Annotated in this window: 13 protein-coding genes; 7 read left to right on the top strand and 6 right to left on the bottom strand. The window is 57.9% G+C overall.

All coding sequences use genetic code 11. The annotated features are described in order from the left end of the window. Window positions 1-214 precede the first annotated feature (214 nt). Complete coding sequence (tkt, locus tag PVT68_RS13270) at window positions 215-2215, bottom strand: transketolase (RefSeq protein ID WP_280318798.1); 2001 nt, start codon at window positions 2213-2215, stop codon at window positions 215-217. A 310-nt stretch (window positions 2216-2525) separates the two neighbouring features. On the opposite strand from tkt, the gene PVT68_RS13265 reads away from it, so the two are divergent. From PVT68_RS13265 to PVT68_RS13240, 6 genes are all read left to right on the top strand, one after another. Continuing rightward, window positions 2526-3494, top strand: a complete 969-nt coding sequence (locus PVT68_RS13265; protein ID WP_280318796.1) for a metalloregulator ArsR/SmtB family transcription factor — start codon at window positions 2526-2528, stop codon at window positions 3492-3494. A 184-nt stretch (window positions 3495-3678) separates the two neighbouring features. Next, window positions 3679-4899, top strand: a complete 1221-nt coding sequence (gene metK, locus PVT68_RS13260) for a methionine adenosyltransferase (protein ID WP_280318794.1) — start codon at window positions 3679-3681, stop codon at window positions 4897-4899. A 114-nt stretch (window positions 4900-5013) separates the two neighbouring features. Beyond that, window positions 5014-6399, top strand: a complete 1386-nt coding sequence (gene ahcY, locus PVT68_RS13255; protein WP_280318792.1) for an adenosylhomocysteinase — start codon at window positions 5014-5016, stop codon at window positions 6397-6399. Between the two features lie 62 nt (window positions 6400-6461). Next, window positions 6462-7304, top strand: coding sequence for a methylenetetrahydrofolate reductase [NAD(P)H] (gene metF, locus PVT68_RS13250; RefSeq protein ID WP_280318791.1), 843 nt, complete (start codon window positions 6462-6464; stop codon window positions 7302-7304). Between the two features lie 125 nt (window positions 7305-7429). Beyond that, a complete protein-coding gene (locus PVT68_RS13245) occupies window positions 7430-9424 on the top strand; it encodes an OPT family oligopeptide transporter (RefSeq protein WP_280318789.1) in 1995 nt (664 codons plus the stop codon). A 54-nt stretch (window positions 9425-9478) separates the two neighbouring features. Further along, window positions 9479-10177 (top strand): hypothetical protein, encoded by a 699-nt coding sequence (locus PVT68_RS13240; RefSeq protein WP_280318787.1) that lies wholly within the window; start codon window positions 9479-9481, stop codon window positions 10175-10177. Between the two features lie 18 nt (window positions 10178-10195). On the opposite strand, the gene PVT68_RS13235 is transcribed toward PVT68_RS13240, so the two are convergent. Beyond that, window positions 10196-10831: an OmpA family protein gene (locus tag PVT68_RS13235; protein ID WP_280318785.1), complete on the bottom strand. Its 636-nt coding sequence runs from the start codon at window positions 10829-10831 to the stop codon at window positions 10196-10198. A gap of 180 nt (window positions 10832-11011) precedes the next feature. Between PVT68_RS13235 and PVT68_RS13230 the strand changes: the two genes are divergently transcribed. Further along, window positions 11012-11776 carry a hypothetical protein gene (locus tag PVT68_RS13230; protein ID WP_280318784.1) on the top strand — a complete coding sequence of 255 codons (765 nt, stop codon included), beginning with the start codon at window positions 11012-11014 and terminating at the stop codon, window positions 11774-11776. Between the two features lie 30 nt (window positions 11777-11806). On the opposite strand, the gene PVT68_RS13225 is transcribed toward PVT68_RS13230, so the two are convergent. The 4 genes from PVT68_RS13225 to PVT68_RS13210 all read right to left on the bottom strand — a co-directional run bounded on the left by PVT68_RS13225 (window position 11807) and on the right by PVT68_RS13210 (window position 16911). Further along, on the bottom strand, window positions 11807-12466 hold the full coding sequence (locus tag PVT68_RS13225) for an HAD family hydrolase (RefSeq protein WP_280318782.1): 660 nt from the start codon (window positions 12464-12466) through the stop codon (window positions 11807-11809). Window positions 12467-12482: 16 nt separating this feature from the next. Next, window positions 12483-12845 carry a hypothetical protein gene (locus PVT68_RS13220; RefSeq protein WP_280318780.1) on the bottom strand — a complete coding sequence of 121 codons (363 nt, stop codon included), beginning with the start codon at window positions 12843-12845 and terminating at the stop codon, window positions 12483-12485. Window positions 12846-12879: 34 nt separating this feature from the next. After that, window positions 12880-13623, bottom strand: a complete 744-nt coding sequence (locus PVT68_RS13215; RefSeq protein WP_280318779.1) for a 16S rRNA (uracil(1498)-N(3))-methyltransferase — start codon at window positions 13621-13623, stop codon at window positions 12880-12882. Window positions 13624-13776: 153 nt separating this feature from the next. Then, window positions 13777-16911 (bottom strand): efflux RND transporter permease subunit, encoded by a 3135-nt coding sequence (locus PVT68_RS13210; RefSeq protein ID WP_280318777.1) that lies wholly within the window; start codon window positions 16909-16911, stop codon window positions 13777-13779. Window positions 16912-16913: the final 2 nt, after the last annotated feature.

The following is a 16913-nucleotide window of genomic DNA, read 5'->3' as shown; positions in this document are numbered from 1 at the left end:
CTACCCACCGCCCTCGGTATGATTCTTTTCCAGTGCGGTGGCGGTCGGCTGCCGGGGTCGGGTTTTCAGGACCGGGCTAGGCGCCCCCTTCAACCCATCCCTGGGCGCTGCGGCGCAAACCTCCTGTTTGCGACGCTCCTGAAAACCCGACCCCGGCACCCGCCCTGCAATTCTGGCTGCCGCACTCCGTTAGGGCGTAAGCAGCCAGAGCTTCTTACTTCAGCAGTCCTTCGACGGCTTCCGCGACTTTATCGGCAGTAATGCCGAAGTGCTTCATCAGGTCACCCGCCGGTGCGGATTCACCGAAGGTGTCCATGCCGATGATGGCGCCGTCGAAGCCGACGAACTTGTACCAGTAGTCCTTGTGACCGGCTTCTACCGCAACGCGGGCGCGCACTGAGGACGGCAATACGGATTCGCGGTAGTCGGCACTCTGGGCAGAGAAGGCTTCGGCACAGGGCATGGAAACCACGCGCACGTTGCGGCCGGCGAGTTTGTCGGCGGCGGCGGTGGCGAGTTCGACCTCTGAGCCGGTGGCGATGATGATCGCTTCCGGGGTGCCGTCGCAGTCGCGCAGGATGTAGCCCCCCTTCTCGATAGCAGCCAGCTGCTCATCGGTGCGCGCCTGCGGGGCGAGGCCCTGGCGGCTGAAGATGAGAGCGCTGGGGCCGTCTTTGCGGGCCACGGCCATTTTCCAGCTCACCGCGGATTCGGTGGCGTCGCAGGGGCGCCAGGTGTGCAGGTTGGGGGTCACGCGCAGGGCAGTGAGCTGCTCTACCGGCTGGTGGGTCGGGCCGTCTTCGCCGAGGCCGATGGAGTCGTGGGTGTACACGAAGATCACGCGCTGCTTCATCAGTGCGGCCATGCGCACGGCATTGCGGGCGTATTCCATGAACATCAGGAAGGTAGCGCCGTAGGGCACCAGACCGCCGTGCAGGGCGACGCCGTTCATGATGGCGCTCATGCCGAATTCGCGCACGCCATAGTAGACATAGTTGCCGCTGGCATCGTCTGCGCTGACGCCTTTGGAACCGGACCAGATAGTGAGGTTGGAACCGGCCAGGTCAGCGGAGCCACCGAGGAATTCCGGCAACAGCGGCCCGAAGGCGTTCAGCGCATTCTGGCTGGCCTTACGGGAGGCGATTTTCTCGGCGTCGGCCTGACACTGTTTGATGTACTCGTCGGCTTTGACGAGGAAGTCCGCGGGCAGTTCGCCCTTCATACGGCGTTCGAATTCGGCCGCCAGTTCCGGATGCGCGTCTTTGTAATCCTCGAAAATGTCCTGCCACTCTTCTTCCTGAGCCTCACCTTTGGCGCGGGCATCCCAGGCATTGTACAGATCGTCCGGAATCTCGAACGGCGCGTATTTCCAGCCCAGGGTTTCGCGCACCAGGGCGATTTCCTCGGCGCCCAGCGGTGCGCCGTGACACTCTTCGCGACCCTGCTTGTTGGGGGAGCCGAAACCGATCACGGTCTTGCAACAGATGATGGTGGGCTTGGAGGTTTCCGCGCGGGCTTCTTCGATCGCGGCTTTGATGGCCGCGGGATCGTGGCCATCCACACCGGAAATTACATGCCAGCCGTAGGATTCGAAACGCTTCGGGGTGTCATCGGTGAACCACCCTTCCACTTCTCCATCGATAGAGATGCCGTTGTCGTCGTAGAAGGCAACCAGCTTGCCCAGGCCCAGGGTACCGGCGAGGGAGCAGGCTTCGTGGGAGATGCCTTCCATCAGGCAGCCGTCACCCAGGAAGCAGTAGGTGTGGTGGTCTACCAGCTCGTAGCCTTCGCGGTTGAACTGGGCGGCCATGACTTTCTCGGCCAGCGCCATGCCCACCGCGTTGGTAATGCCCTGGCCCAGGGGACCGGTGGTGGTCTCTACACCCGGGGCATAGCCGTACTCGGGGTGACCCGGGGTTTTGGAGTGCAGCTGGCGGAAATTCTGCAGCTCGTGGATGGACAGGTCGTAGCCTGTCAGGTGCAGCAGCGAATACAGCAGCATGGAACCGTGGCCATTGGACAGCACGAAGCGGTCGCGGTCCGCCCACTCGGGGTTGGCCGGATTGTGTTTCAGATAGTCGTTCCACAGCACTTCGGCGATGTCGGCCATGCCCATAGGCGCGCCGGGATGGCCACTATTGGCTTTCTGGACGGCGTCCATAGCGAGGGCGCGGATGGCATTAGCCTTTTCTGTGCGAGACGGAGTAGAAGACATAGGGATCTCTCGGTTTGGAGCTTCGGTTCATCAGATGCGCTGCGGGCCCGGCTCTATTGACCAGTTTGCCGCGGTCCCCGAGCCGCCGTTTTCGGTGACAGGCGATCAAACAGGGGGGCGTATTTTCCCGTAATCATCCCGCCGGCGCAAAGCCTGCAGGTTCATTTGTGGGGTTGAGACCGCAACAATTTCCTAAGAGAGCGCAATCTTGGGCCCGGAAGTCGCCAGCTTACACCTTCATCAAAAAAATTTAATACAGCTAAATCAAAAAACTTTGATATAGATTAGGGCCGCTGCTAGACTCCCCGCCATGCTCGACTCCAATAGCACCCCAACAAGTCTCGGCGACCAGCCGCCCAGCGACCAGATTCCGCAACTGGCGGCAGTTCTGAAAGCCGCCGGCGATCCGCTGCGCCTGGAGATTCTGCGTCTGTTGAGCCAGGACTCGTACAGTGTGCTTGAGCTGTGCCACATCTTCGATCTGCGCCAGCCCGCCCTCTCCCATCACCTCAAAGTCCTCGCCCAAGGAGGACTGGTGAGCAAGCGCCGTGAGGGCAACAACCTGTTTTATCGCCGCACCGCGGGCAGTGAGCTGCTACAACAGTTGTTTGCCAATCTCGACCAGTTGTCCCTCACCGAGGCGCGGGCGCAGACGGTGGCCCAGATTGCTGCCGAGCGCGCGGAGGCGTCACGCCGTTTCTTTGCGGATTACGGCAACCGCTTTCGCGAGCAGCAGGAGTTGATCGCCAGTTATAGCGTGTACGGCCCACAGGTAGCACAGCTGCTGAAACCGGGGCGTCATGCGCTGGAAGTTGGCCCCGGCGAGGGAGAATTTCTCGAAGAGCTGGCCGGCCGGTTTGGCACGGTGACGGCACTGGATCTGTCGCCGACGATGCTGGAGCGGGCGCAGGAATTCGCCGACGAGAAGGGTCTGCAGAATATCGAGTTTGTGTGCGACGACACCCGCGCGGCGGGTTCGCGCCCGGAAAGTGCGGACTGCATTGTGGTGAATATGGTCCTGCACCACACCCCGGAACCGGCACAGATTTTTCAGGATTTACAGAAGTCCCTGAAAGTGGGCGGGCAGTTGCTGATCACTGAGCTGCATGACCACAAGCAGAGCTGGGCGCGCGAGGCGTGCGGTGACCTCTGGCTCGGGTTTGCGCCACAACAGCTAGTTGAATGGGCCACCGATGCAGGCCTCACAAAAGGCCGCAGTGTGCACAGTGCGTTGCGCAACGGGTTTCAGATCCAGATTCAAGAATTCTTGAAGGGCTAATACGCTTCGTAGCCTCGGTGCTCTTTTTTTAGTACCGGGCGCCAGATCAAACAAATTACTTCGGTAGCAGGATTAGCGGCGAAGCTGAGTAATACAAATTGAATCAGTGCTCCACGAATTAGCTACGGAGCACAAACGCAAAAAATTCGTAAACCGCCAGCAGCGGAAACAAGGAGAAAGTCACATGAGTGAATACAGCATCTTTACCTCGGAATCCGTTTCCGAAGGCCATCCGGATAAAATTGCCGACCAGATTTCCGATGCGGTTCTGGACGCACTGCTGGCGCGCGACAAACACGCCCGCGTTGCCTGCGAAACCCTGGTAAAAACCGGTATCGCCGTGATCGCCGGTGAAATTTCCACTTCCGCCTGGGTCGACCTGGAAGACCTGGTGCGCAAGGTGATCACCGATATCGGTTACACCTCCTCTGACGTCGGCTACGACGGCGAAACCTGTGGTGTTCTGAACGTGATCGGCAAACAGTCCGTGGATATCGCCCAGGGCGTCGACCGGGTGAAACCGGAAGACCAGGGCGCCGGTGACCAAGGCCTGATGTTCGGCTACGCCACCGACGAAACACCCACCTTCATGCCGTCCCCGATTTACTACGCCCACCGTCTGGTAGAGCGCCAGGCTGAAGCGCGCAAGTCCGGCCTGCTGCCGTGGCTGCGCCCGGATGCGAAAAGCCAGGTCACCTTCCGTTACGACGAAAGCGGTACTCCCTGCGCCATTGACGCCGTAGTACTGTCCACCCAGCACAGCCCGGAAGTTTCCCAGGAAGACCTGCGTGAAGCGGTGCTGGAACTGATCGTCCACCACGTGCTGCCGGCAGAACTGCTGCACGAAAACACCAAATTCCACATCAACCCCACCGGCAAGTTCGTTATCGGCGGTCCGGTAGGTGATTGCGGCCTCACCGGGCGCAAGATCATCGTCGATACCTACGGCGGTTCCGCCCGTCACGGCGGCGGCGCCTTCTCCGGTAAGGATCCGTCCAAGGTGGATCGCTCTGCAGCCTACGCCGGTCGCTATGTTGCGAAAAATATCGTCGCCGCCGGCCTCGCCAAGCGCTGCGAGATTCAGGTCTCCTATGCCATCGGCGTGGCCGAGCCCACTTCCGTGTCTATCAACACGTTTGGTACCGGCAAAGTGAGCGACGAGAAACTGATCGAGCTGGTGCGGGAAAACTTCGACCTGCGCCCCTACGCGATTTCCAAAATGCTGGACCTGCTGCACCCTATGTACCAGCTCACCGCCGCCTACGGCCACTTCGGTCGCGAGCCGTTCGAGCACACCTACACCTGGACCGACAGCCACGGTAAAGAGCAGACCGAATCCTTTACCGCCTTCCCGTGGGAAAAAACCGACAAGGCAGAAACCCTGCGCGCGCAAGCAGGTTTGTAATTTCACCCACTTACACACTGCCGTCATTCCGGCGCAGGCCGGAATCCAGGTACCGCAAAACTGGATACCGGCCTGCGCCGGTATGACGAGAATAAATATTCAGAGATTTAGGTAATGAACCAGATGAGCACCGAATTCAAAGACTTTAAAGTCGCCGATATTTCCCTGGCGGACTGGGGCCGCAAGGAAATTGAAATCGCCGAGGGCGAGATGCCCGCACTGATGACCCTGCGGGAAAAATACCGCGCAGAGCAGCCCCTGGCCGGCGCCCGCGTCATGGGTTGTATCCACATGACCATCCAGACTGCGGTACTGATCGAGACCCTGGTGGCACTGGGCGCAGAAGTGCGCTGGTCTTCGTGCAATATTTTCTCCACCCAGGACCACGCCGCTGCTGCTATTGCCGCAAGCGGTATTCCAGTATTTGCCTGGAAGGGCGAGACCGAAGAGGAATACGAGTGGTGTCTGGAGCGCACCGTGGGTGCGGATGTGGCCGGCTGGCAACCGAACATGATTCTGGACGACGGCGGTGACCTCACTGAACTGCTGCATCACAAATACCCGGACATTCTCGACAAGTGCCACGGTATTTCCGAGGAAACCACCACCGGTGTACACCGTCTGCAGGACATGCTGAAAGCCGGCACCCTGAAAGTGCCCGCAATCAACGTCAACGACTCTGTCACCAAGAGCAAAAACGACAACAAATACGGTTGTCGCCACAGCCTCAACGATGCGATCAAGCGTGGTACCGACCACCTGCTATCCGGCAAAAAAGCCCTGGTCATCGGTTACGGTGACGTGGGTAAAGGCTCTGCAGCCTCCCTGCGTCAAGAGGGAATGATCGTGAAGGTTACCGAGATCGATCCCATCTGTGCCATGCAGGCGTGTATGGACGGCTACGAGCTGGTATCGCCGTTTATTGACGGTATCAACACCGGCGATGCGTCCTGCATCAACAAGGACCTGCTGGCCAACACCGACCTGCTGGTGACCACCACCGGCAACGTCAATGTGTGTGATGCCAATATGCTGAAAGCACTGAAAAGCGGCGCCGTAGTATGCAACATCGGCCACTTCGATAACGAAATCGACACTGCCTTCATGCGCAAGAACTGGGAGTGGCAGGAAGTCAAACCGCAGGTGCACAAGATTGTGCGCAATGCCGAGAACAACGATCACCTGTTGCTGCTGTCCGAAGGCCGCCTGGTGAACCTCGGCAACGCGACCGGCCACCCAAGTCGTATTATGGACGGCTCTTTCGCCAACCAGGTGCTGGCTCAGATTCACCTGTACCACGAGAAATTTGCCGATCTGCCAGCCGACCAGAAAGTCCCGGCGCTGTATGTGAAGGTTCTGCCGAAGCACCTGGACGAGGAAGTGGCCAAGTATATGGTCGAGGGTTTTGGCGGTGTGATCACCCGCATGACCGAAGACCAGGCCAAATACATCGGTGTTTCCGTTGACGGCCCTTACAAGCCGGAAAGCTACAAGTATTAATAACCTCTGTACTGGTCCCGGATCAGCTCCGGGACCGGTTACCGAGGGAATGGAAGCGAATAATGAGTGATTTACGTATTAGCTTTGAATTTTTCCCGCCCAAAACCGAAGAAGGTCGGGAGAAACTGTACAAAACCCGCGAGGAACTGCAGGCGTTTGACCCCGCATTTTTCTCCGTAACCTATGGCGCCGGTGGCACTACCCGCGACACCACCGCGAATATCGTCTGTGGTCTGAGTAAAGACGGTGTTTCCATTGCCCCGCACCTGTCATTCGGTGGCGACAATGAGGAAATCGTACTCGGCCTGCTAAACCGCTATAAAGAGGCCGGCGTTAAACGCATCGTCGCGCTGCGCGGTGACGTACCCTCCGGCATGGGCTCCGTGGCCCAATTGGTGTATGCCAATGAACTGGTGGCCTTTATCCGCCGCCATTTCGACGACCACTTCCACCTGGAAGTGGCGGCCTATCCGGAAATTCACCCGGAAGCCGAGAGCTACGACGATGACATCCGCTATCTGAAAGGCAAGTTCGAAGCTGGTGCCAACAGCGGCCTGACCCAGTACTTCTACAACCCGGATGCGTACTTTTACTTTATCGACCAGTGCCAGAAGGCCGGCCTCGATGCACCGATTTACCCGGGTATCATGCCGATCACCAACTTCGTTAACCTCGCGCGCTTTTCCCGCAACTGCGGCGCGGAAATTCCGCGCTGGCTGAAATACCGTATGGAAAGCTACCGCGATCCGGAAGACGTGAAAAAGCTCGGGCTGGAAGTGGTGAGCGATCTGTGTGAAACCCTGCTGGAAGGCGGTGCCCCGGGCCTGCATTTCTACACCATGAATCAGGTTGCGCCGACGGCGAATATCCTGAACGCCTTGGGTGTAGAGCCCAGCGCGGTCTAAGCGCGAACTGAAGAAACCTGGGATCCACACCAGAAAGATCGACACAATCAAGACAAAAAAGGGGCAAAAAGCCCCTTTTTTTGCTATTTAAAGGGAAACAAAAGCCACAAGACAGGGACTTGTTTATGGCCGACCGCCCACTGGTGCCCGCTGATCAGAGACTCAATGAGCTGACGCTCAAGGCACTGATTCTCGGTGCCCTGCTCTCCGCGGTGCTCTCCGCCGCCAATGCCTATATCGGTCTGCTGGTCGGTCTCACCGTCTCTGCATCCATTCCCGCAGCCGCCACCTCCATGGGAATCCTGCGGCTGTTCCGGCGCTCCACCATTCTCGAAAATAATATGGTGCAGACATCTGCGTCCGCCGGCGAATCCCTCGCCGCCGGGATTATCTTTACGCTGCCGGCACTGGTGATGATGGGCGCCTGGAGCGGCTACCACTGGAGCACCATGACCCTGATCGGTATTCTCGGCGGGGTGCTGGGCGTCGCCTTTACCATTCCGTTGCGACGGGCACTGATCGTGGAAACCGATCTCGCATTTCCCGAGGGTGTCGCCACCGCGCAGGTACTCAAGACCGGCGGTATTCAGACCGACAAGGACCACCCGGAATACCGCCCCAATGAAGAGGCCAGACGCGGGTTGCGGCTATTGCTGACCGCCGCCGGGCTCGGCGGCCTGATTAAATTGCTGGAATCCGGTGTCGGCGTGCTCGCCGGGGGTATTGCCGCCAGTAAAAGCTGGCTGGGTGGCAAGTGGCTGTTCACTGGTGATATCACCCTGAGTCCAGCGCTGCTCGGTGTCGGCTATATCGTTGGGCTGAATGTGGCGGTGCTGGTGTTTCTCGGCGGCGCTATCGGCACCCTCATCGGCGTACCGCTCAACTGGCTGTTGAATGGCGATGAACTGAGGCAGCTGGCAGGCGTCAGCGGCGACATGTCCAGCTGGAACGCGCAGGACTGGGAAAATCTCGCCGGTACTTCCTGGCAACAATGTCGTCGCATTGGCGTAGGCGCGATGATGGTGGGCGGCGTATGGTCGCTGATCACACTGGCGCGGCCACTGATGGATGGAGTCAAGGCATCGCTGCACGCACATCGGCAGGCAAAAGCCGGACTGGTGGCACTGCGCACCGAACAGGATATGCCGATTCCCTACGTGAGCCTGCTGGTACTGCTGTCCTCAATACCGCTGTATTTTATTTTCCTGCACGCCATGGACGGCTTCCCCAACCGCTTCTGGATCGCCGGAGTTATGTCCGGGCTGATGCTGGTGCTGGGATTCGTCTTCGCTTCGGTGGCCGGTTATATGGCCGGTCTGGTAGGTTCCAGCAACAATCCCATCAGCGGTGTCACCATCGCCACCGTCATCGTCTCAGCCCTGATTCTGCTGCAATTGATGGGCAACGAAGGGGCCGCCGGCCGGCTTGGTCCCATCGCCGTGATGTATCTCGCGGGTATGATCTGCTCCGCCGCCGCTATCGCCGGGGACAATATGCAGGATCTCAAATGCGGCCATATTCTCGGCGCTACTCCATGGCGCCAGCAGATTTTCCAGATCATCGGCGTGATTGCCGCCGCCGGCGCCATTCCGCTGGTGTTGTCGGTTCTCGACCAGGGCTATGGCATTGGCAGGGTAAGCCCGTACAACCCCGGAGCCACACCACTGTCCGCGCCCCAGGCAAGTCTGATGCGAGATCTGTCCACCGGCATCTTCGGTGCGGGTATCGAGTGGACCTATATTTTTATCGGTTTCGGCCTTGCCGTGTTGCTGATTGTGCTGGACGAAATTCAAAAATCCCGCGGTGCGCATTTCCGTTTTCCGGTACTGGCGGTAGCGGTCGGAGTATACCTGCCACTGGGGCTATCGATCCCGATTCTGCTCGGTGGCCTGCTGGCATACTGGCAACAGAAACGCCGCGGCAATACCGAAACGGAAGGCGATGGGCTACTACTGGCATCGGGCCTGATCACCGGTGAGGCACTGATGGGTGTACTGGTTGCCATACTCGCGGTGAGCGCACCGGGCAAGGTACCTTACCTGAGTGATTTTTCCCTGGCGCCCTGGCTGGGCCTGGCAGGGCTTGCGATCTGCTTCTTGTACCTGGCCAGAAAAGGCTGAAGTCCGCCAAACGAGTTATCCACAATCGCCACATATATTTCTGAAAGGCACTTTGTGAAAATTAGTTCGAAGGGTACTGCAGTTATAAGTTGCATACTGGGCACTGAATTCCATTCGGTCTACCCTGCCCCTCAGAGTGAACATTCTTTTTTATTTTCCAACCGCCGCGATCTGTTTGACGAATTCGCCGGTAAGGGTTGGAACCCCATACTTCTCGAATTTCCACTTTCGCGCGACGACGCGGTGTCTAGCCTGCAGGCAAAATACGTAAAATTTTTGCAGTTCCTCAAGGAAAGCACGTTTCGGTGGTTTGATGAATTTGAAACGATCGTTTACGTCGACCACAAATTTTTTCTCAATCAAGACCATCTAGAATTCATTGAAAAAACGCGAAAAAAGGACATCTTCCTGAGAACAACGCCAAAGCTAAAAACGACTATTTGGGATGAAGTCAATGCGGCAATGGGACAGGAAAGGTATCGGCGCTTTATGCCGCAGACAAAGTCCTACATCAACGAAAAAATAAAATCGGGGCTATCCGAGAGTGTTCGCATCTGCAATACAGGACTCATTGCCTTTAGCCACAAAAATCCAAAAGTAATCGCCTTTCTCGATCAGGTATATTCTGATCTGATCAGCATAGGCACATCAGAGTGTCAGATTGTGTGGGCGCTTGTTGCGCAACAAAACACCTCTCTGATCCAGACCATCGACTGGGAAGAGATCCCCATTCTGTGGGAAACGCCAGACTGATACGCATCCTGACATCTGCTACTGATTTTTAATGCCTACTGATGGCAAATCAGACGGTAAATTTTTACTTTCCCGACTGAGCCTTACATTCACCGGTTTGCCATCAAAGTCCAGCACACGCACCACCAGTCGGCGATTTTGCTCGCGTCCCTTTTGAGTATCGTTATCTGCAACCGGGTCCGAATCTCCCAGGCCAGCAGCCTCTACCCTGTCGGCGCTGATTCCGCGTTCCAGCAAAAACTGTCTTACCCAATCGGCACGCCACTGTGACAGCTTGCGGTTTTTATCCGGATCACCGGCATTGTCGGTGTGCCCTTCCACCGCAATTTTCAGCGCGGGAAAATCCCGCATAATGACCAGCAGCGCCTCGATATCCTCGATCGTATCCATCTTCGGCGCAAAACCACCGGGCTCGAAATCCACCCGCAATACAAAGATATCGCCTTCTCTGCGCGACTGCCCCATCAGATAGCGCACCATATCATCACCAAATGGCGCCGCCTGGCGAGCGGACAGCTCTCCCAATCCCCTGGTTACCAGCTCCCTCGGCTGCAGACTGTATTTCTTGGTGGGATCCGGACAACCGCTTAACAGCAGCGGTGATAATACGAAAAATACCAGTGCCAACACTGGACTCTGCCGGAATACAGGCATGAACGCAGCTCCTCTCTCTGTAGACCCTGCTTGCGAGGGCAGCCTGCATTGTAGTGCGGCGACCGTTACTTCCACGCTGAGATTACGAATTGCGCGGAGCGTACAATTTCTGAGAAGATCGAAGCCACCTTACTTTTTTACTAACGTCTTTTAACAACGCCTGCCCCCGGGGAGATCGCCATGGCCAGAATAAACTCCAGCATCATCAGGGGCGCCTCCCTCGGCACAATACTGGCGCTGCTGACCATCACTGGCGCCGGTAATGCACTGGCACAGCAGATAGTGACTGTTGATCCGGGGGATGCCTGGCTGAGCGCCAGCGACGACTATAGCGAGCAGGTAACCTGGCGTGTGGCCAGCAAGGGCGGCGCCGCTTCACCGCGGGGCGTGTTCGTGAATCTGGACAATAACCAGGAACTGGCGGTAGTGGACCAGATACTGGAATTCAGCGGCGATCGCGGCGTACTGACAGAAGTGGTTCAGATCTCAGCCACCCAGGCCCGCAGCTGGCACGCCAAAGGTGTGCGCCGGGTGGGCTACCGGCGGGTATTCGCCGGCGTCGCGGGCAGCCTCTCCAACCATATCCTGTTCGACCTGAATGCCAGCGGTCGCCTGGCCCAGGTGGAGGTGTCCCCTTCGGTGCAGACGGTGAGCGGACAATCCCGCAAGCTGATGATGGCCTGGAATCTGGGCAGCGACCTCGGCGCTGTGCGCGCCTATTCGGTAAGCGGTCAGTTTATTGCCGGCGACCGGGTGATCTACGAAGTCGCGCAATCACTGACCGCGCAGGCCGGGGAAACCCGCAAGGAAACCGTGGAGCTGCCACCTGGATTAGTGCATGAACTGCTGGCGCAGGGAATTGATCAGGTGCGCTATACGCGGACGTTTGTGGACAACAAAGATACCCGGCGTAGCGCGTCGGTCGATATCCGGCTGACCCGTTAATAGCGCGACAAGTGCCTGAGGCGGTCATTGTCAGAGATAGTCCAGTAATAACTGCATATCATTAATTACCCGTGCGCCCTCGGCTTCCAGCTGACGGGCGCGTGCACCATTGTGGCTATAGCCGATCACCGGCATGCCCGCAGCCACTGCAGCTTTGACGCCGGCAATGGAATCCTCCACGACCAGGCAGTGTTGCGGATCAATATCAAAATGGCGCGCACTGTGCAGGAACAGGTCAGGCCAGGGCTTGCCGCGACCTACGTCCTCGGCGCTGAAAATCCGCCCGGCAAAGTAATCCCACAATCCGGTTTTGTTGAGTGTGATAGCCATCTTGGCGTGAGGTCCAGAGGAGGCGACACAGGTAAGCAAGTCCGTATTCTGCAGCCTCTCCAGTACTTCGAAAATACCGGTGACCGCTTCCAGTTCATTGTGAAACGCTGCGCGGATTCGGTTTTCGGTGGCATTGAAATAGGACGTTGGTAGCGGACCGCCGTAGCGGGTTTCGATATCCACAATACAGTCCTGGGCCGGGCGGCCACTGAACTGTTCGTCCAGCTCCTCGGCTGTCGCCGGCATCCCGAGCTTGGTCATTTCTTCGGCCAGCACCCGGCAGACGATACTTTCGCTATCCACCAGTACGCCGTCACAATCAAAGATCACCAGTCGGGTATTTGCGTAGGACGTTGCCATCGAACTTCCGTTTTTATCAGGTTGCAGATATCAGCAGAATGCCGATCAGTACACCCACGGCACCGGCGACTCGCACCAGGTTTTCATTGCCGTGGACAATACCCAACACAAATTCCCGGGTGCGCTCGTAACCGGACTGCAGCGCGTAAGCACCAACCACAATCAGCAAAATACCCAGCACATTGAACAGTGTGCCCCAGTTGCGGGTATCGGAAATCGCCAGAAAAATGATCCCGATTACAATCCGCGCCCAGGCGGCAAAATAGAACATCTGCGGATTCATACGCTCGCCGATATCGCGGGCGATTTGCGGCTTGAGAATCACCAGAATCGACATCGCCGTGATCGCCACACCGATCAGCCAAACCAGAGCTTTCATATCCTGTCCCTTTTATTGAAAGTCTATTGAGTGCTTATTGAAAGTCGCCCCATTGAAATTGCAGCACCGATAGCGCGGCTACTGGTGCCGTCTCGGTGCGCAAAACCCTCGGTCCCAGCCGCAAGGGGTGGAACCCCTGGGCCATCGCCAGCTCGATTTCCTCCACGGAAAGCCCGCCTTCCGGGCCCACCAATAATAGCGCGTCATCCGGGCGCCCCGATTTTTGCTCCAGCTCCGCAAGAGTCGCATCAGTGCGATGGTGCAGTACCAGCTTCAATCCATCTGCGGCGTTTGCCTGGTCGAGAAACTGGGGCAATTTCATGGGTTCGAGAATTTTCGGTACCCGGTTGCGGGCACACTGCTCACAGGCGCTGGTGGCAATCTGCAGCCACTGCCCGAGTTTTTTCTGCAGGCGCTCACCGCTGAGTTTTACTTCGCAGCGCTCGGTAAACAACGGCTGGATGGCTGTCACCCCCAATTCGGTGGCCTTCTGGATCACCCAGTCGAAACGGTCCCCCCGGGAGATGCCGATGGCGAGGGTAATGGCCAACGGTGACTGGCGGTCGTCCGCGCTAAATACGCCAATCTTCACGCTCGCCTTTTTGCCGGCTTCCAGCAATTCCGCCTCATACTCACCGCCCTCGCCATCGAACAGGATTAGCGGGCGGCCGGGACCGAGACGCAGGACTTTGACCAAGTGGCGGGACGCGGCCTCATCCAGCTGGACTTCGGATTTACCCGCCAGTGGCTCGGCGGAATAGATACGGGGAATACGCAAGGAAACTTCCAGGTTCAAGGAAAAGAATTGCGTGAAGGGTAATACAGGCCGAGAAGAAGTTGTAGGGCGGGCACTCTATTCAGAGTTGGCGGCGGCGGAGTACCGGCTCGATAAGGGCGCGCCACCAGACCTGCCAGTGGCGCGCCAAAAACATCAGACTTTCTCGAAACTCACCGGCAGCTCATCGGCAATTTTTTCGCCTTTGACCTTGATACGGATGGTCTCGATGATCTTGTACAGATTCGGCACCAACAGCAGGGTCACGAAGGTGGCGCAAAGTACGCCGAACGCCAGGCTCACCACCATGGGGATCAGGAACTGTGCCTGGATTGAGCGCTCGAACATGATCGGCACCAAGCCTACAAAGGTGGTCAGCGAGGTGAGGATGATCGGACGGAAGCGGTCGCGTCCCGCCTGTACCACCGCATCCATCACCGCCATACCCTCGGCGCGCAGCTGATTGATACGGTCCATCAACACCAGATTGTCGTTCACCACCACGCCCGCAGCGGCAAGGAAGCCCAGCATGGACATCATGCTGATACTGTAGCCCATCAGCATGTGGCCGAGGATCGCACCGAAGAACCCGAATGGCACCGCGGTAAGGATCAACAGTGGCTGTGAGTAAGAGCGGAAGGCGATGGCCAGTAGCGCGTAGATAATAAACACGGAGAAAAAGAAGAACAGAATCAGTTTGACAACAAAGTCATTTTCTTCCTGCATTTCACCGGTGGTCTTCAGGCTGAAGCCCGGATAGCCACTCTCCCAGGTTTTCAGGTTCTTCGCACGCAGCTCTTTCAGGATATCCTGCGCCGGCGAAGTACCGGGGATCAGGTCCGCGGTGATCTGCACGGTGCGTTCGCGATCATTGCGGCGGATGGTGGTGTAGCCGGGCACATAGACGGCGTCCGCCACCGCGCTGAAAGGAATTTCGCCCTCGTTAGTGCGGATGCGGATGCGTCCGATCTGATCTTCGCTGGCACGCTCGTCCTGTGGATAGCGGACCATCACACGCACGTCCTCACGGCCACGAGGGATGCGCTGTACCTCTTCACCGTAGAAGCCCTGGCGCACTTGCTTGGCCACGTCGGCGAGGCCGATGCCCATATTGGTGGCGTGAGGTTTGAGCTGGATCTCGATATCCCGGCGCGCGGCAATCAGGTTATCGCGCACGTCGTAAACGCCCGAGAAGCTGTCGAGGGCTTTTTTCACCTCATCCGCAGCGCGGCGCAATTCGTCCATGTTGCCGGACGAAGTGCTCAGGTTGAGGGTCATATCTTTGCCGCCATCGTTGATGGTGTGCTGGATGGTCATTTCCTCGACACTCGCCGGCAGCTCGCCAATGTACTCGCGCCATTTGATCGCGAGTTGTTCGGAGGTTACATCCCGCAGTTCGCCATCGGTCAACTGCAGCAGCACGTTCACATTGCCACGCCACAGGAACACCATGGTGTTCTGCACGAACTCGTTACCGCCGTTCAGTGCCAGCATTTCCGGATCTTTCGCCAGTTGTTCACCGGCGCGCTCGAATTTCTCCATCACCCGCTGGCTCTCTTCGAACGATTCGCCCTGGGCCATGGTGGTATTCAACTGCAGTAGATCGGAGGGCACTTCCGGCGAAAATGCCCTGCCGATGTATCCGCTGCCAAACAGCATGAACGACAGAATCAGCGCCATAAAGAAGATCATTACTGTGGCGCGACTATTGGTCAGAGATTTTTCCAGCAGCGGCAGGTAATAGTTTTCACCCGCACTTTTCATCGCCCCCGCGAACTTGCCCCGCACGTCCTGTATTTTCTTGCCGATACCGGAGGTCGCCCGCTTTTCGGGTTTCAGGTTTACCAGGTGTGCGGGCAGGATCAGCAGCGACTCGATCAGCGAGAAGCTGAGACTCAAAAGCACCACTACCGGCAGCGAAATAAACATCTGCGCCATAACGCCCGGCAGGAACAGCATGGGTACAAAGAACGCCATGGTGGAAACCACAGCAAAGATCACCGGTGCAGAAATGTTCTTCACGCCCGATTCTGCCGCCTTGAGACCGACCTCACCGCGGTCGTGGGCAGCATGTACCGCCTCACCGACGATGATGGCATCGTCCACCACGATCCCTAGAATCATCAGGAAGGCGAACAGCGACAGCATGTTCAAGGTGACACCGGTCATCGGAAGCAACCAGAAGGCGCCCATAAACGCCGTGAGGATTCCAATGGTCACCCATACCGCCAGCGCTGGGCGCAGGAACAGCATCAGTAGCACAAACACCAACACCAGGCCGCCCACAGCATTCGAGAACAGCATGCTCATGCGGCTTTCATAGGCGTCAGAGAAATCGAACCAGGCCTCGAACTCCATGCCCGGCGGCAGGGTTTCGCGGGCTTCCTCCATGAATTCGTGGATAGCGTCCGCCGTAGCCACCACGTCGAGCGGCTCGCCCTGCATCACCCGTAGGTTCATCGCCGGCTTGCCATTGAAGCGGATGATGGACCCCTCTTCTTCGAAGCCATCATTGATCTTGGCGACGTCGCCCAACAGCAGCTGGGTGCCATCGGCGCGACTCAGAAGGGGGATACGCGCGAACTCCGCGGCGTTATAGGCCTGGCCGCGGGTCTGTACCTGGATGTCACCACGATCGGACCTCACCATACCTGCCGGCAGATCCAGCGAGGAGCGGCGCACCGCATTGGCTACATCGTCGAAAGAAAGGTTGTAGCGACGCAGGTCCATTTCAGACACTTCGATGGAAACCTCGTCATCGCGATCGCCCCACACATCGACCCGGCGCACCCCCGGCAGCAGCATCAGCTTGTCGCGCAGATCCAGCGCCGTGTCCTTGAGCTGGCGAGGAGACACGGGACCGCCGATGGCGATCATCATCATCTGCTGTTCCCACTCCTCCAGGGCAACCACCGGGCGCTCAATATCGGAAGGGAAGGTGTTGACCGAGTCCACCTGTACCTTGATGTCATTCAGCAGGCGCAGCTCGTCGTAACCATCCACCGCCTGGATACGTACGGTGCTGTGGCTGCGAGCAGACCAAGAGTTGATTTCCTTGATGCCTTTTACTTCAGCAATCGCCTGCTCCACCCTCTGGGTGACCTGCTGCTCAACTTCCGAGGGGCCTGCACCGGGGTAACTGATATCAACCTTGACCACACCCGGGTTAACGGCAGGGAATACTTCTCGGCCAACTTTAAAAGCGCCATAAATGCCGCCAATGATGATCACGATCATCAGCAGATTGGCGGCCTTACTGTTGCGGACAAACCATCCGATGATCCCACCCATGA

Origin of the sequence: Microbulbifer bruguierae, from assembly GCF_029869925.1 — a bacterium.
In the GTDB taxonomy this organism is placed as follows: domain Bacteria; phylum Pseudomonadota; class Gammaproteobacteria; order Pseudomonadales; family Cellvibrionaceae; genus Microbulbifer; species Microbulbifer bruguierae.
Note: the sequence above shows the minus strand (reverse complement) of the source record. Positions and strands in the feature narration are given on the sequence as shown.

What these genes read in the sequence shown, in the direction of transcription:
- tkt (WP_280318798.1), bottom strand. Translation starts at nt 2,215, where the DNA reads ATGTCTTCTACTCCGTCTCGCACAGAAAAGGCTAATGCCATCCGCGCC.
- PVT68_RS13265 (WP_280318796.1), top strand. Translation starts at nt 2,526, where the DNA reads ATGCTCGACTCCAATAGCACCCCAACAAGTCTCGGCGACCAGCCGCCC.
- metK (WP_280318794.1), top strand. Translation starts at nt 3,679, where the DNA reads ATGAGTGAATACAGCATCTTTACCTCGGAATCCGTTTCCGAAGGCCAT.
- ahcY (WP_280318792.1), top strand. Translation starts at nt 5,014, where the DNA reads ATGAACCAGATGAGCACCGAATTCAAAGACTTTAAAGTCGCCGATATT.
- metF (WP_280318791.1), top strand. Translation starts at nt 6,462, where the DNA reads ATGAGTGATTTACGTATTAGCTTTGAATTTTTCCCGCCCAAAACCGAA.
- PVT68_RS13245 (WP_280318789.1), top strand. Translation starts at nt 7,430, where the DNA reads ATGGCCGACCGCCCACTGGTGCCCGCTGATCAGAGACTCAATGAGCTG.
- PVT68_RS13235 (WP_280318785.1), bottom strand. Translation starts at nt 10,831, where the DNA reads ATGCCTGTATTCCGGCAGAGTCCAGTGTTGGCACTGGTATTTTTCGTA.
- PVT68_RS13230 (WP_280318784.1), top strand. Translation starts at nt 11,012, where the DNA reads ATGGCCAGAATAAACTCCAGCATCATCAGGGGCGCCTCCCTCGGCACA.
- PVT68_RS13225 (WP_280318782.1), bottom strand. Translation starts at nt 12,466, where the DNA reads ATGGCAACGTCCTACGCAAATACCCGACTGGTGATCTTTGATTGTGAC.
- PVT68_RS13220 (WP_280318780.1), bottom strand. Translation starts at nt 12,845, where the DNA reads ATGAAAGCTCTGGTTTGGCTGATCGGTGTGGCGATCACGGCGATGTCG.
- PVT68_RS13210 (WP_280318777.1), bottom strand. Translation starts at nt 16,911, where the DNA reads ATGGGTGGGATCATCGGATGGTTTGTCCGCAACAGTAAGGCCGCCAAT.